This is a genomic window from Salibacterium qingdaonense (genome assembly GCF_900114715.1).
Lineage (GTDB): Bacteria > Bacillota > Bacilli > Bacillales > Marinococcaceae > Salibacterium > Salibacterium qingdaonense.
This window is the reverse complement of sequence record NZ_FOTY01000046.1, coordinates 1-14,355: the sequence shown is the minus strand read 5'-3', so window position 1 is coordinate 14,355 and position 14,355 is coordinate 1. Positions and strand designations below refer to the sequence as shown.

The following is a 14,355-nucleotide window of genomic DNA, read 5'->3' as shown; positions in this document are numbered from 1 at the left end:
GTAAAAAAGATTGCATTGGTGGTACAAATCAAATGCCGTACTCAGGACAAAAGTAAAAAAGGGTGGAGGACAACACGAATGTCTTGCATCGTTGCTCAACAGTCTAGTGGTAGCGGAGCCAAAATGCTTCGACTCCTGCGGGAACAGCACGAGTCTCAAGACCCTGCAGGAAGCGTTTTTCTTCCGAGGAGGCTTGAGCCGTGCCCGCGGAAAGCGAAGCATTTTGGCGCAGCGGTTTGTCTCAGCAACGAAAAATGCCGAACGATTTTAAAAAATCGTTCGGCATTTTTCTATCTTACACAGGTTTTGTCCCAGACTCCTTTCTATTTAATTGAAATCTTCAGGTAACCAAAAACGATTTTCTCTTCTTTTATTACGAGTTTCCTGAGTGAATAAGGTATTTTTGTTTGCTTGGACTTTGTTGAAAATGTAATCTCTTTGTTCTTCGATATCCTCAAACCGTTTAATAATTGAGTCCACTGGTCCTACTTCAGTTCCAATCCATTGTCTATTTAATATTTCACTAGCAATGTAGGTACTTCCACTCCCACCAAACGGATCAAAAACAACATCCCCTTCATTTGTAGCAAGAGAAATGACTCTTTCTAATAATTTTAAAGACAATTCGTTACTACCTCGAGTCTTATACTTTTTATGTCTAACAGGAGGAATATCTGTCCATACATCAGATAAATTTATTCCATTAGGATTGAGTTTAGACTTATAGCCTCCATAATCTTTTTGTTCCCCTCCACAATGGCGACATACCTCAAGAGGTAATCTTTGTTCATTGAAAGTGTTTGGTTTTTCACCTTTGGTATAGTAAAGAAGTGAATAGTGAGAAGGATACAATCTTTTTTTTATGGGAAGTCGATACTTGATATCGACTGCAATCCAGTGTTTAAGATTTAAATACTTATCTAATATAGATGAAATATAGGTATTCCATTTAGGTAGGTTCCAAACAAAAAAAGTTCCCCCTTCTTTAAGAAGATTAATGCTATTTAGTACCCATTCTTCAGTCCAACGTAAATACTCCTCTTTAGTTAGTTCATCATTCATCCCAGAATCATAAACCTTGTTTAAGTTGAAAGGAGGATCTGCAAAAATCATGTCCACTGAGTTAGGAGGAAGAGTCCGCATAAGTTGATTACAATCTTTGTTGTAAAGTTCTCCAAATTGTGTTGTTAAAGACGGACTCAAGTTATCATGTGTTATTCTACTATTTGAACTATTTTCTTTATCTATTAGATTTGTAATTTCTGTTGCTTTTTCAGATAACAGATCGGCTGTCCTGTAATCTATTAGCCCCATTTTAATTTTAAACTCAAGTTCCTTAAGACCTGTAGATTCTAATATCTTGTTCAAGTCCTCTTTATGAGGAATTTTATATTCTTCATTATAATATTTTAATTTTTTTAAAGGTATTTTAGTGTTTTTTGCGAATAATTTTAGTTCATGATTGTTCGTGATGTTTAAAACTGAAAAAAATCTATTATTGAACATTATTTCAAAGGACCTCCTACTTTACATAGCTTTAAATTTTATATTTGTTCTATTATACCAACATTCATCTCTTTAGGGTGCTTATCAACTTTTAAAGAAGTCTTTATACTTATAAGTGGTTTTACTTTTCTAAAAATGATGTACGCATCTATATAGCATGTCTTTTGTTATTTAAAAATGCTTAGGTATCTCAACACCTTTGATAATTTAAGGAATAGTGCATTAATAATCAAGAGTTGAAACACTATTGGAATACTAAAGAAATACCTTAAAGCAAAATAATCTTCTTTGATCTCTCAACTTTTGAATAATATCCATTTTTTGTAAAAAATGTTTTAAAGGTTTTTCTTATAATAAATGTTATATTCAGCGTGCTGCCCAGAATTTAGCTTGTGAAATAAATAAGCTCATAACAGTTTGGTGTGAAATGAAAATATTACATCCTACTACATGGGAATACTGTCATAAGCCTTTAAAATCTTAACACAATTAAGTATGTAAAGGTAGAGACTTTAAAAATAGAGTGTATAAGGTTTGGCAGCTGATTTTCGCTCTTACAGCAAAAAACCATGTCCATATAATTATAATGATTTAAAGCCCATAATAATAGTTAATTATATGATGTTAGAAGTGGATCAAGTTGATTATATCAATAATAATATTACAGAGGTGAAAACCAAGTTTGAGCAAACAGACCTTCCCATCTTTTACTATTGCTATCTGTTTAAAATGTTTCTTTAACAATGTAGAGATCAAAGATTAAGCGGAGAAGTTACATAAAAATCGGAATTGGCAAGCGCATATGCTTTGGGAGTTTGAGTGATTGTGGAAGGGACAGAAAGAATCCCGTCTTTAGTGCAGAAAAAGAAGCTAACATCTTGGAAAGGAAAAAGACGATTCTTGGGAACATTCAACGGAGCTCCATCTTTTATATATGAATTTATTATTTAAATCTGTTTTTTGTTAAATAATTGTAAATCCCTTCAAATGAAGGGAAATCTGCCGATTATAAAGGGGGGAAATCATTCTAGGGGGGAAAAGCATGAAAAACAAACATCTTTATATTATGGTGATTATGCTGATGAGTGTGCTGTCTTTGGCAGCATGCGGCCAGGAACAGGAAATAAATGCGACGGAGGGGAAAAAGAAAGTCGGTGTGATGATGTCAGACAGCGGTCTTGGAGATCAGTCCTTCAATGATCTGGCGTTTGAGGGGCTTGTCCGGGCCAGAGATAATCTGGATGTCGTATTCGATTACAGAGAAATTGCAGAAACAGAAACATATGAGCAGGGTATACGCGAATTGGTGGAGCAGGATAATGATCTCGTGATTGGAATAGGGTATCAGCTGCAGGAAGCACTGGAAACCGTAGCCGGTGACTACCCGGATCAGCAGTTTCTAATTATCGATTCCGTATCGGAGATGGAGAACATTACCTCCGTCAATTTCAAGGTAGGACAAGCCAGTCACTTGGCAGGCATGACAGCAGCTATGACAACAGAAACCGATCATATCGGATTTATTGGCGGACAGGATGTAGAAATTATCAATAATTTCTACAATGGTTTTGAAGAAGGAGCAAAAGCCGCAAATCCTGATATTGTCATCGACCGCGAATATGCCGGTACATATGAGGATGATCAATTGGGAGCGGATATGGCAGATGACATGATTCAAAACGGCGCAGATATTATATTTGCTGCTGCCGGATTTACTGGAGTCGGTGCGCTGCAGGAAGCACAGGCTCAGGGCGTATATGGAATAGGTGTAGATACGGACCAGTATTTCCAGGCAGAAGATGCGGTCATTACGTCTGTGATGAAAAACGTCGATAATGCTATTTACCAAGTGATTGAGCGCATGGCTGACGGAGAAACGCTTTCGGGTGAAAATCTGGAGTACGGCCTTGCTGAAGAATGGGTCGGCTTGGCGCCGTTACGTGTGGCAGACTTCCCGGACAATCTAAATGAACAACTGGATGCTGCCAGAGACGAACTCGCAGGCGAATCATAGGAGGAAAAAATGTCTATTAAAAAGAAATTACTCATTAATACATTGACGACGATCCTGCTGGCAGCCGCCATCATTGCGTTTATCATCTTCAACATGATGCAGATTCAGTCTTCCAGTGAAGATCAAGTGGATGCGCTCGTCACGATTGAAGAATTTAAATCTGAGACTAACGCTGCCCAGCTGAACTTATCCAGCTTTTCAACTACGCAGAGTCAGGAACTCGTTCAACAAACGACATCGTCGGTCGAAGCGACCCAGGAACTTCTTGGTCAGCTCGACAACATCACGGTAAACGAGCAAAGCCGTGAATACATTACAAGAATCAAAAATAAATTCGACGGATGGACAGAAACAACGATGCAGGCACTGGAAGCAGGAGATGGTTCTGCTGCTGATCAGCAGGCGTCCAGACTTGCAGGTATTGAGAATGATGTCTACATGCTGCAGCTGGTTTCCGAAGCAAGTTATGAACAATCGCAGGCGGCACTCGACCAGCAGGTACAGTTCATTATCGTGACCAGTATAGTAAGTGTCCTGCTTCTTGTTATTATCAGTCTCGTGGTATCCAACCGGATCACAAGTCCGATTACTAAAACGTTGAAGAAACTGGCCGATAATTCCAATGAAGTAGCCAATGGAAATCTGGCGATTGAGCCGATTTCATACAAGAAAAAGGATGAATTGGGCCGTTTGAATGATTCATTCCATCAAATGATAGAACAGATCCGGACATTACTCCAGTCGATTCAATCGGTAAGTGAAAGAGTAGAAGGGTTTGCCGGGCAGATTGAGAATGATAACGCAACCGTAACAGAAATCAATCAGCAGGTTGCCACTTCAACGGATGAACTGGCCCAGGGGACGCAGACCATCGCCTCTGATCTCCAGGATTCGGTCACGAAAGTGGAAGATATGGACAAAGCCTTCACGTCGAACGTCAACTATACGAAGCAGTCTGTGCAATACGGGGAAGAAGCGATTGAAGCTGTTCAGTCCGGCAAGGCAGCACTTGAAAAGCAGCGGGAGTTGGTTCAGGAAAATACAGAAACGACTAAGAGTATTAAAGAAGCAACCCAGTCCTTTGTCGAGTCGACGAAAAAGATCCATTCTATGGCGGATTCGGTTTCCGACATTGCCAACCAGACAAATCTGCTGGCACTCAATGCCGCTATTGAAGCCTCCCGGGCCGGTGAAGCCGGAAAAGGATTCGCCGTTGTAGCCGAAGAAGTCAGGAAACTGGCTGAACAGACAACGCAGGAAACGACCCGGATTTCCAATATGGTCGGTTCGATTGAAGAAGGCATTGAAGCTGTAACAACCGCTGTAGACCGCGGGGTATCCATATCTGCAGAAGAACAATCTTCCATGGAAACAACGAACAACTCATTTGAAGACATTCATCAAAAAGTAGCGTCTATCACAGGCAAACTGGAAGAACTGATGCAAAGCATGGAACACTCCAAAGGTCTTGGAAGCGACGTGCTCGAAAACGTTGAGAGCATCAGCAGTGTTGTGGAAGAAACCGCAGCGGAGAACGAAGAAATTTCATCATCGACACAGGAACAGCTTGGAGCCTTCCGCAATGTAGTAGATAAGGTGACTGAACTGCGGACACTCACCGATGAATTGAATGGAACGGTGAAGAAATTCACATTGTAAGCTCCTTTACGCCCTGCAAAAAAACAGACCGGGACTGCGTTTTTTCCAGTCCCGGTCTGTTTTTATCATTCTTCATTCTTCTTTCTGCCGGCTTCCTTTTTCCTTCGATTAAGCCGGTAGTAAATATACCAGCCGATGAGTCCGGCCAACGCAGCCATCAACACATACTGGATGCCCTGAAACCAGGAATAGACGACTTCGATGTTGCCGAGTCTGCCGAGATACAACATGAGAAGGGCGACCGGAAGCACACCGATGAAGGTGAAAAAGCCGTAGCGGAATGGTGTAATACGATAAAAGGCGGCAACGTATACGATATAACCCATACCCAGAATCCGGCCGGCGGTGATGGTCCATTCCCGGTACTTGTCCATGAATTTCATCATCTGTCTCGTTCCGGCTTTGTCGACCTGTTTTTGCAGCAGGTAGTCATAACGGAGAGCCAGCCAGTAAGGAATATAGGCGATGGCAGTATAAACGGCCGCGGAACTGATGCTGAGAAGGACCCAGTTCCATCCGGTTGGATCAATAATATAACCATATACAAGAAGCACGATGGCAGCTGGAAACGGGGAGGAGATGGCTTCAACCGCCACTCCAAGAAATAATCCTGCAAGCCCGAGCTGTTCCAGTGCATTCAGAATGAGTTCAAGCATAAAAATTCTCCTTGATGAAGTGTAACGTTTTAGAACAACTTCTAATGTAACACAAAATAAAGGGAAAAGACCGGTTCATTACCTTGGTTTTTGAGTCCTTCCCTGATTTCCGATATGATAAAAGAAACACAGAAAAAGAGAGGCGATAGGGATGCAGGAATGGAAAGAAATGCTTCAACTTGCGAAGGAATGGGCGCTTGAAGCAGGAAAAGAACAGATACGGCGTGCGGAGAAACCGATGGAAATGAGCAGCAAAAGTGCTGCGATTGATCTTGTGACGGAGATGGATGTGTGGACGGAATCATTTTTAACAGAGAATATACGCCGCCATTATCCGGATCATTTGATGAAAACAGAGGAGAGCGGCGTGTATGAAGGAGACTCTCCCTATGAATGGGTGATTGATCCGATTGACGGCACGGTGAATTATGCGAGAGGTCTGCCGTTTTACTGTATTTCGATTGGTATCCGTTATAAAGGAGAAACGGTCGTCGGGGTTGTGTATGCCCCTAAGCTGGATGAGATGTTTGAAGCAGTAAAAAACGAAGGCGCCTGGCTGAACGGTTCCCGCATTCATACGTCAGAGACAAAACGGCTGGATGAAGCGGTCGTTGGAAGCGGCTTTCCTTATGACAAAGGTACGACGGAAGATAATAACCTTCCGCACGTTCAGCAGGTTGTCCCCCGTCTCGGCGGTTTCCGGCGCACCGGCAGTGCTGCGCTGGACCTTTGCTGCGTCGCCTGCGCCAGACTGGATGCGAGCTGGGAAATCAAGCTGCATGACTGGGATGTGGAAGCTGGACTCCTGTTGGCGTCAGAAGCTGGCGGACAGACGAAAGTATTGGAAGAAGAAAAAGGACTGTATGCCTTGGCTGCTGCTCCCGGCATCTATGATGAGCTGAATGCCCTCATAAAACGATGATGTTTCACGTGAAACATTTTATGTTTGAAAGAACGTGCAGCGGGAATACGTGCATGCAGGCACCTGAAGAAAAGGGGCGGATGACGAAGCATGTCTGTGTTGAAAAATGATTGGGCGGACATTCTCGATCAGGAATTCAGAAAAGACTATTATCAGAAGCTGAGAGAGTTTTTAAAACAGGAATACGGGGAAAATACAGTGTATCCTGATATGTATGATATTTTTAACGCGCTTCACCATACACCTTATGAACAGACGAAAGCGGTTATTCTGGGGCAGGACCCGTATCACGGACCAAAACAGGCACACGGGTTAAGCTTTTCCGTTCAGCCGGAAGTGAAAATGCCGCCGTCGCTCCAGAACATTTATAAGGAAATGCAGGAGGATATCGGCTGTCCGGTTCCGTCCCACGGCTGCCTGACAAGCTGGGCGGAGCAGGGAGTTCTGCTTCTGAACACGGTGCTTACGGTGAGAGCGGGACAGGCTGCATCCCACCGCGGCGCAGGATGGGAACATTTCACCAACGAAGTAATCAATCAGGTGAATAACAAAAGCGATCCTGTGGTATTCATACTCTGGGGACGTCATGCGCAGGCAAAAGAAGAGCTGGTCAATGCAGATCGTCATCTCGTGATCAAATCCCCGCATCCAAGTCCTTTCTCTGCGCATAAAGGATTCTTTGGAAGCCGGCCTTTCTCCCGTACGAACGAGTTTCTAAGAGAGTCGGGACGGCCGGAAATCGATTGGTGTATTCCTGACAAGTAAACAAGGAGGAAATAGTATATGAGTATTCAAACATCCACAACAACACTGGCTAACGGCGTTGAGATGCCGTGGGTCGGTCTCGGCGTATACAAGGCGGAAGCCGGAAATGAAGTCGAACGTGCGGTGAAATCCGCTCTGGAAGCAGGGTACCGCAGTATCGACACGGCATCGTTTTATGAAAATGAACATAGTGTCGGCAAAGCGATCGCAGAAAGCAGTATTCCGGCCGACGATATCTTTCTGACGACCAAAGTGTGGAACAATGAGCATGGTTTCAATGAAACACTGGAAGCATTCGAACGTTCCCGCGAAAAACTCGGCGTTGACGTGATTGATTTATACTTAATCCACTGGCCGGTACCGGGCAAATACAAAGAAACATGGGGCGCGCTTGAAAAGCTTTATGAAGAAGGCAAAGTCCGTGCCATCGGCGTCAGCAACTTTACCGATCAGCACCTCGAAGAACTGATGAAAATTGCCAAAGTGAAGCCGATGGTCAACCAGGTCGAATTTCATCCGCGCCTGTTTCAAAAAGATCTGCTGGAGTACTGCCAGACGCATGATATTCAGCTTGAAGCATGGCGTCCGCTCGGCCAGGGAGACCTGCTTGATGCCGATCCTGTGCAGCGCATCGCGGAAAAACACGGCAAAAAGCCGGCGCAGGTACTTATCCGCTGGTCGATGGAAAATAACGTTGTCACGATTCCTAAATCGGTCACACCGGAACGGATCAAATCCAACGCGGAAGTGTTTGACTTTGAACTGGATGCCGAAGATCTGCAGGCGATCAACGGTCTGAATGAAGACCGCCGCTACGGCTTTCATCCGGACGACTTCCCATATGCGTAAAAAGTTCATTTAGTAAGCTGAAGAGCTGCTTCGTGCCGGTGCACGAAGCAGTTTTTTTAATGCTTTCCATATACGGCATAGTGGTAGTGGACACCTCTGGGAAGAAAGTGTCTATAACCTCAGGATAATGGATAAAACAAAGCTGCTTCTCTAAAAAAATGGCTGTAAAAAATAAAATACAGCCATTTTTATAAGTGATGTGTCTAATAAACCGTTCCTTTTCCTTGTTAGAAACGAAACGGAGACAGGAGTTGGTACCCGGTGTAAAAAAACCATTCGCGCAGGAAAAACGGGATTTTGGTTTTCCAGGTTTGATAAGCGGAATCAGAAGCAGGAGAAGAGATTACATCCATCCCGAGATCTTCTGCTATCGCTTCCGCCCGCTTCATATGGAGCGGGTCGCTTACGAGCGTAAAGGTATTCAGACCGTGTGCAGCGGCCGCCTGCTTAGCATAGCGGAGGTTTCCTTCGGTAATACGGGACTTGGTCTCCATATAAATATGTCTTTCATCCACTCCTTGTCCAGTGGCATAGGCAGCGGCGGCTTCTGCTTCGGCCCGCTCATTGTTTCCGGCACTTCCGCCGGTAAAAAGAAGAGCATCCACTTGATCTTCTTTCCAAAGGTTCACAGCATGATCAATACGTTTTTGAAACACCGGAGATGGTTCGCCGCTGTGAACCGCCGCCCCGAGCACAATCGCGGCATCGGTCTTTTCTGTTTCGGTTACCTGGCTGAAACTCAAGATGCAAAAGGCGGTCCAAGCCGCATAAACAGTCAACAGAGCCCCGAGCAGCAGACAGGTTTTTCGTAACCATTTCATTGTATCTTCCTTTTTTATAAAATACCGCGAACGCGGACTTCGTTAAAAGAATCAGATTTTTCGGAATTAATGTGTTAGGTTTTCTAACATAAATGTAGCATCCATTTTTAGAACGTGTAGAATATGGATTAACGAAAGATGTTAACTAAGTTTACATCTATTAAAGAAGATGAAAGGGGAGGACGTTTCATGGATCCTATGGTACTCATGGATAATCTTTGGATCATGGTCGCATTTATTTTAGTTATCTTTATGCAGGGTGGATTTATTATGCTGGAGGCCGGCTCCACCCGAATGAAAAACGCCGGGCACATTGCCGGTAAGACCATTTTCACACTCGGTATCGCATCCCTTGTTTTCTGGGCTGTCGGTTATGGATTTATCTACGGAGACAGCGCAGGAGGTGTCCTTGGTCTTTCCAACTTCTTCTATGGTGATTATGCCTTTGAAGGAGAAGGACTATCAAGCTCTATCGACTTTATCTTCCAGCTGGCCTTTGCTGCCATCGCGCTGACCATTGCATTCGGCGGCTTCGCGGAAAGGGCGAAATTGTCCGTCTACGTTATTTTCGCGGTATTGTTTTCAGCCTTTGTTTATCCGATTGTTGCCCACTGGATATGGGGCGCAGGCTGGATCGGCGCCCTTGGAAAACAGGATTTTGCCGGTTCGACCGTTGTTCACTTAACCGGTGCAATGGGTGCTTTTGCCGCCACGATTCTGTTGAAGCCGCGTATCGGTAAGTATAACAAAGATGGTTCTCCGAATGAACTCGCCGGTCACAACCAGGTCTTTACTGCTCTTGGTGTACTGCTGCTTTGGGTAGGCTGGTTCGGTTTCAACGCCGGAAGTACATTTGGTGTCGCAGACGCATTCTTCGGCTTTGTTGCGCTGAACACGCAGCTTGCTGCTGCAGCCGGTGCGGTCGCTGCTCTTCTTATCGGATGGGCTTCTCTTGGTAAAGCAGATGTGCCGACTATGCTCAATGGTGCGCTTGCAGGACTCGTTGCCATCACGGCATCATGTGCCTTTGTTGAACCGTGGGCTGCCGTTCTGATTGGTATCATTGGCGGAGTGCTTGTATTCTACAGCATGAAGTTTTTCGAAAAGAAAGGCATTGATGATCCTATCTTCGCCCTCTCTGTTCACGGGGCAGCCGGTGTATGGGGAACGCTTTCCACCGGTTTCTTTGCCACCCCTGAACTGGCGGAAATGAACGGTGGTCAGGCCGGACTGTTCTACGGCGGCGGCCTTACCCAGCTCGGCGTACAGTTCATCAGTGTACTGGCATGCGGTGTGTTTGCCTTTGCTGCTTCTTACATCCTGCTTTTGATTACGAAAGGATTAACAGGAGGACTCCGCGTTTCTGAAGAAGAAGAAATCATGGGACTTGATATGAGTGAACACGGCAGTTACGGTTACCCGGAAAACGTGAATCCTCAGACGAATACAGGAAACTTTCACACAGGTGCGTGATAACATGACCACTTCATCGTTCTATCCGGAAGGGGAAGCTCTTCCTCTTCCTTCTTTTCAAAGCTATGAAGCGATAAAGAAAGCCCGCGATGAAGAAACAAAAATGTATGCAGAGGATTCATGGCAGTTAAACGAAGCTCATGACAGGTGGGTACTTGAAACAACAGCTCTTGCCGTGAATCAGGTGCAAAATGAGCGGGGGAGGGCCCCTGCTCATTTTGCGTTTTTTTTGATGGGAAGCGCCGGGAGAAAAGAACAGGGCCTGTTCAGTGATCAGGATCACGGCATTGTTTTTGAAGGCGGAGAAGAGGAGGCCGGTCAGGAGTATTTCCTGGCTCTTGGAGCAGAAATCAGGGAAGGGATGGCGGTTGTGGGCTACCCCAGGTGTGAAGGAAAAGTCATGGCCTCCCATCCGCGCTGGTGTCACAGCCGGGACGGCTGGAAACATCAGATTGAACAATGGGTGGAAACCGACACATGGGAGAGCCTCCGCCATTTATTAACGTTTATTGATGCGAGACCGTTGTTTGGAAAAGCGGAACTGCTGGAGGCAGTGAAACAGTATGTGTTCCATCTCGTTAAGGAGCAGCCGAAGCTGTTAAAGCGTCTGTCCCAGAATATTTCCTACCTGCATCAGGGTGTAAATGCGTTCGGGCAGCTTCTCCCGGATGAAAAAGGCCCTTATGCCGGTTCTATTCATCTAAAAGACGTTGGTTTCTTTCCGTATGTGCATGCGATGCGCCTTCTTGCCATCAGAGAGGGTGTTTTGGAAACACCGACGCTTGAACGTATGCAAAAAACAGCAGACGTTTATCCTTTTGCAGTGGAAAAGGCATATCATTTTAAAAATCTCCTGCGGCTGCGCGCGGCTTTTTCCACGCAGCAGCACACGTATGAAGATGTGCATTACATTCCGGTGGACGCCTTGAGCAAAGAACAGAGACAGGAATTGAAAGCAGCTGTGAAAGAGGGGAAATCGCTCTTTCAGCATACGAAAAAGCTTGCAGAGTCAGGTGAAAACAAATGGTTATGAACAACATGTTTCAGTGGGTCCGCCAGGTTTCAGGAAAGCTCGGTGCGCCCGTTCCAGGGTCGATTGACCAGAACAGTCTTCAGCACCAGTCCTATATGAGACAGCTGCAGAAGGATCTCAAGGCGAAGCAGCCGCTGCTGGAGCCGCTTCATACGCTCGACTTTACCGTACTGGATCTGGAAACATCCGGTTTTTACCCTGATGGCGGCGACAAAATCCTGTCTATTGGAGCGGTAAAAGTGCGGAAAGGAAAAGTGGAACACGGAGAAACGTTTTACAGCACGATTGCCGAACCTGATGCTTTATCCCCTGAAGCGGCAGAATTGACAGGGCTGACAAAAGAAGAACTTAAATCTTCGCCGCCGCTTGCCGACGTACTGCAGCAGTTTTATTCATTTATTCACACCGATATTCTGGTGGCCCACCACGCGAAGCACGAGAAGAAATTTCTGCAGCATGCAACGTATCAGGCAAGTGGTATGCATTTCAAGCACCGGCTGCTGGATACTTCCTTTTTGTATCAGATTGCGGTGCCGGACCAGGAGACTCATGAACTGGATGCATGCTGTAATCATTACCAGATCCCGGTCAACAACCGCCACCACGCCCTTGCAGATGCAGTTCTCGCAGCTGAACTCTGGGTCTGCACGATGAAGGAAGCGGTGGAGTCAGGGTATGAGACGCTGCAGGATGTGTATGTTTATTTGAACAGGCAGACGCGCTGATTTCGTTCCCCATCATTTCAGTTTATATAAAGGAGGAAAGCGGGGTGACAGAACAAATACCACCACATACCGCCTGTTTTCCGATCAGTGTGGTACAGGAACTGACATCATTAAGCGCCCGCCAGATCAGATACTATGAAGATCAGGGGTTAATCGCGCCTAAGCGCAATCATGGGAACCAACGGATCTTTTCGCTTGAAGACATCGACCGCTGTGCGAGAATCAAGGAATTCATGGATAAAGGACTCAACACAGCAGGAGTGAAAACGGTGCTGGATGTAAAAAAACAGCACGAAGAAGAGACATCATCCCTAAGAAACCGTGACCTGAAAAAACTGCATCGGTATTACCAGGAAACAGACGACTAAAAAGCGCTTGTTTTACAATCATTTTACAATTATGGTGTAGTTCGTTTAATAGGAATGTCAGGCGGGAACATCTCAGGCAAATGGAGGTGTTAATAATGGCATTCATCATGGTAGATGACATGCAGATTCCTGCCGGCAAATATGAAAACGTAGAAGACGCAAAACAGGCTGCCACGCATAAAGACGTTATTGTCAGAGATAACGACGAACAGATATGGGTAGTGGACGAAGAGAATTATCCAAAAATCGAACCGCTTGGTTATACGATGGTCACAGAATAAAAGCATCATCTCATGAACAAACGAATCCTGAACCCGGCATACGGAAGGCTGCTGGTTCAGGATTATTTTTGTTTGGAGGCAGGTGCTGTCCAGGGGCGTGCCCGGCTTTTTTTGTGTTACAATGGAGAGCACGATATGAATGGACAGGGCAGGTGACACAGCGATGTATATCCCGGCAGAAACCGTGGTGGAAAAAATGGAAGAAGAAATGATGGCACTCTCGGAACGGTTGGACCGTGAGGACGAAGAGGCTGTGAAACGTCACGCCAGGGTCATCAAAGCCTATTGTGATATTTTGGCAGGGGAAGAAGAACATATAGATAAAAAGAGCACTGGACGGTCAGTTCCTGCGCCGTCTTCAGCAGGCAGCGGAGCAGCTTCTGTTCCGAAAACGTCCTCTTCCCACACGGAGGATTTACCTTCAACGGATGGAAACCTGTTGGATTTTTAACAAAGGAAGGTGTCAGCAATGTGGAAAATCTTTGTGATTCTCGGCGCGTTAAACGCCGCCGTTGCAGTAGGATTCGGAGCATTCGGCGCGCACGGGCTGGAAGGAAAACTCTCAGACCGCCTGATGGACGTGTATCAAACCGGCGTGCAGTACCATATCATGCATGCGCTTGGTCTGCTCGCCATCGGCCTGGTTGCTGCGTATGCCGGAGGATCCGCGCTCCTTATGTGGGCGGGATGGCTGCTTTTTGCGGGCATTCTCGTATTCTCCGGCAGTCTGTATACGATGGCGTTCACCGGTATTTCCTGGCTCGGTGCCATCACCCCGATCGGCGGCACCGCCTTTATCGCCGGCTGGATTCTGTTGATTGCGGCGGTATGGAAAGCATAATAGGGAATACGTCCTGAGGAGAGCATCCGCTCCGGGCAGGATGGGTGTTTATTTTTTCTCTTTCTTCCAAGAGACGAGATGTATTCATACCTGCCGCAGGTATTGCTTTGATGATATGTTACAATAAAGACACAATAAAAGGAAGGGACAGCGGTGAACTGCCCCTTCCTATGAGCGATGCGAACGGCCCTTTAAAGAGGGCAGCATCCATTTCAGGGTATAGTAAGACCCCATCTTTTTTAGAGTTGCCGCTCTAATGTAAGGATGGGGTTTTACTTTCCTGTTCTATCACGGCTGTTGATTATCCAAATATAGGAAGCGTTTCGTTGGACTCCGCCTTTCCTGCCCGCTTTCACCCTCCGGGCACAAGAGCGACATCTGCTCGAACTCCCTTCGGTCGTTCTCCCAGTGTCTCCTTAGCCGCAGGGCGTCGCCTCAGCTA

General features: G+C 45.7%; 16 protein-coding genes. 13 read left to right on the top strand and 3 right to left on the bottom strand.

The features are described 5' to 3' along the window. The coding region (locus BM058_RS18545; protein ID WP_218151917.1) for a hypothetical protein at positions 1-348 on the top strand (348 nt) is incomplete at its 5' end. Here the strand turns inward: BM058_RS18545 and BM058_RS17245 are convergent. Continuing rightward, a complete protein-coding gene (locus BM058_RS17245) occupies positions 328-1,506 on the bottom strand; it encodes a DNA-methyltransferase (RefSeq protein WP_090928850.1) in 1,179 nt (392 codons plus the stop codon). The two genes, BM058_RS18545 and BM058_RS17245, sit on opposite strands and share 21 nt — an antisense overlap. A 1,042-nt stretch (positions 1,507-2,548) precedes the next feature. On the opposite strand from BM058_RS17245, the gene BM058_RS17240 reads away from it, so the two are divergent. Then, a complete protein-coding gene (locus BM058_RS17240; protein ID WP_090928848.1) occupies positions 2,549-3,520 on the top strand; it encodes a BMP family lipoprotein in 972 nt (323 codons plus the stop codon). Positions 3,521-3,529: 9 nt separating this feature from the next. Continuing rightward, positions 3,530-5,179 carry a methyl-accepting chemotaxis protein gene (locus tag BM058_RS17235; RefSeq protein WP_090928845.1) on the top strand — a complete coding sequence of 550 codons (1,650 nt, stop codon included), beginning with the start codon at positions 3,530-3,532 and terminating at the stop codon, positions 5,177-5,179. A gap of 65 nt (positions 5,180-5,244) precedes the next feature. Here BM058_RS17235 and BM058_RS17230 read toward each other — a convergent pair whose 3' ends face one another. Next, positions 5,245-5,835, bottom strand: coding sequence for a DedA family protein (locus BM058_RS17230; protein WP_090928843.1), 591 nt, complete (start codon positions 5,833-5,835; stop codon positions 5,245-5,247). A 151-nt stretch (positions 5,836-5,986) separates the two neighbouring features. Between BM058_RS17230 and BM058_RS17225 the strand changes: the two genes are divergently transcribed. The 3 genes from BM058_RS17225 to BM058_RS17215 all read left to right on the top strand — a co-directional run bounded on the left by BM058_RS17225 (position 5,987) and on the right by BM058_RS17215 (position 8,371). Next, positions 5,987-6,757, top strand: a complete 771-nt coding sequence (locus BM058_RS17225; protein WP_090928841.1) for an inositol monophosphatase family protein — start codon at positions 5,987-5,989, stop codon at positions 6,755-6,757. Between the two features lie 90 nt (positions 6,758-6,847). Further along, complete coding sequence (locus tag BM058_RS17220) at positions 6,848-7,522, top strand: uracil-DNA glycosylase (protein WP_090928838.1); 675 nt, start codon at positions 6,848-6,850, stop codon at positions 7,520-7,522. 18 nt (positions 7,523-7,540) lie between these two features. Then, positions 7,541-8,371 (top strand): aldo/keto reductase, encoded by an 831-nt coding sequence (locus tag BM058_RS17215; protein ID WP_090928835.1) that lies wholly within the window; start codon positions 7,541-7,543, stop codon positions 8,369-8,371. A 227-nt stretch (positions 8,372-8,598) separates the two neighbouring features. On the opposite strand, the gene BM058_RS17210 is transcribed toward BM058_RS17215, so the two are convergent. Further along, positions 8,599-9,192, bottom strand: a complete 594-nt coding sequence (locus BM058_RS17210) for a YdcF family protein (protein WP_090928832.1) — start codon at positions 9,190-9,192, stop codon at positions 8,599-8,601. A gap of 189 nt (positions 9,193-9,381) precedes the next feature. Between BM058_RS17210 and BM058_RS17205 the strand changes: the two genes are divergently transcribed. From BM058_RS17205 to BM058_RS17175, 7 genes are all read left to right on the top strand, one after another. Next, the gene (locus BM058_RS17205; RefSeq protein ID WP_090928829.1) at positions 9,382-10,665 is read left to right on the top strand and encodes an ammonium transporter; all 1,284 of its coding nucleotides are present in this window, start codon (positions 9,382-9,384) and stop codon (positions 10,663-10,665) included. Positions 10,666-10,669: 4 nt separating this feature from the next. Further along, positions 10,670-11,698, top strand: coding sequence for a DUF294 nucleotidyltransferase-like domain-containing protein (locus BM058_RS17200; protein ID WP_090928826.1), 1,029 nt, complete (start codon positions 10,670-10,672; stop codon positions 11,696-11,698). Further along, the gene (locus tag BM058_RS17195; RefSeq protein ID WP_090928824.1) at positions 11,689-12,423 is read left to right on the top strand and encodes an exonuclease domain-containing protein; all 735 of its coding nucleotides are present in this window, start codon (positions 11,689-11,691) and stop codon (positions 12,421-12,423) included. The genes BM058_RS17200 and BM058_RS17195 overlap by 10 nt, the downstream gene beginning before the upstream one ends. 44 nt (positions 12,424-12,467) lie before the next feature. Continuing rightward, positions 12,468-12,791 (top strand): MerR family transcriptional regulator, encoded by a 324-nt coding sequence (locus BM058_RS17190; protein WP_090928821.1) that lies wholly within the window; start codon positions 12,468-12,470, stop codon positions 12,789-12,791. Positions 12,792-12,886: 95 nt separating this feature from the next. Further along, positions 12,887-13,072, top strand: a complete 186-nt coding sequence (locus BM058_RS17185; RefSeq protein WP_090928818.1) for a hypothetical protein — start codon at positions 12,887-12,889, stop codon at positions 13,070-13,072. Between the two features lie 139 nt (positions 13,073-13,211). After that, positions 13,212-13,523, top strand: coding sequence for a DUF5327 family protein (locus BM058_RS17180; protein WP_090928815.1), 312 nt, complete (start codon positions 13,212-13,214; stop codon positions 13,521-13,523). A gap of 18 nt (positions 13,524-13,541) precedes the next feature. Then, positions 13,542-13,913, top strand: a complete 372-nt coding sequence (locus tag BM058_RS17175; RefSeq protein WP_090928812.1) for a DUF423 domain-containing protein — start codon at positions 13,542-13,544, stop codon at positions 13,911-13,913. The last annotated feature ends 442 nt before the right edge of the window (positions 13,914-14,355 follow it).

Coding starts and splice junctions, on each gene's coding strand:
- BM058_RS17245 (WP_090928850.1), bottom strand. CDS start 1,506: ATGTTCAATAATAGATTTTTTTCAGTTTTAAACATCACGAACAATCAT.
- BM058_RS17240 (WP_090928848.1), top strand. CDS start 2,549: ATGAAAAACAAACATCTTTATATTATGGTGATTATGCTGATGAGTGTG.
- BM058_RS17235 (WP_090928845.1), top strand. CDS start 3,530: ATGTCTATTAAAAAGAAATTACTCATTAATACATTGACGACGATCCTG.
- BM058_RS17230 (WP_090928843.1), bottom strand. CDS start 5,835: ATGCTTGAACTCATTCTGAATGCACTGGAACAGCTCGGGCTTGCAGGA.
- BM058_RS17225 (WP_090928841.1), top strand. CDS start 5,987: ATGCAGGAATGGAAAGAAATGCTTCAACTTGCGAAGGAATGGGCGCTT.
- BM058_RS17220 (WP_090928838.1), top strand. CDS start 6,848: ATGTCTGTGTTGAAAAATGATTGGGCGGACATTCTCGATCAGGAATTC.
- BM058_RS17215 (WP_090928835.1), top strand. CDS start 7,541: ATGAGTATTCAAACATCCACAACAACACTGGCTAACGGCGTTGAGATG.
- BM058_RS17210 (WP_090928832.1), bottom strand. CDS start 9,192: ATGAAATGGTTACGAAAAACCTGTCTGCTGCTCGGGGCTCTGTTGACT.
- BM058_RS17205 (WP_090928829.1), top strand. CDS start 9,382: ATGGATCCTATGGTACTCATGGATAATCTTTGGATCATGGTCGCATTT.
- BM058_RS17200 (WP_090928826.1), top strand. CDS start 10,670: ATGACCACTTCATCGTTCTATCCGGAAGGGGAAGCTCTTCCTCTTCCT.
- BM058_RS17195 (WP_090928824.1), top strand. CDS start 11,689: ATGGTTATGAACAACATGTTTCAGTGGGTCCGCCAGGTTTCAGGAAAG.
- BM058_RS17185 (WP_090928818.1), top strand. CDS start 12,887: ATGGCATTCATCATGGTAGATGACATGCAGATTCCTGCCGGCAAATAT.
- BM058_RS17180 (WP_090928815.1), top strand. CDS start 13,212: ATGGACAGGGCAGGTGACACAGCGATGTATATCCCGGCAGAAACCGTG.
- BM058_RS17175 (WP_090928812.1), top strand. CDS start 13,542: ATGTGGAAAATCTTTGTGATTCTCGGCGCGTTAAACGCCGCCGTTGCA.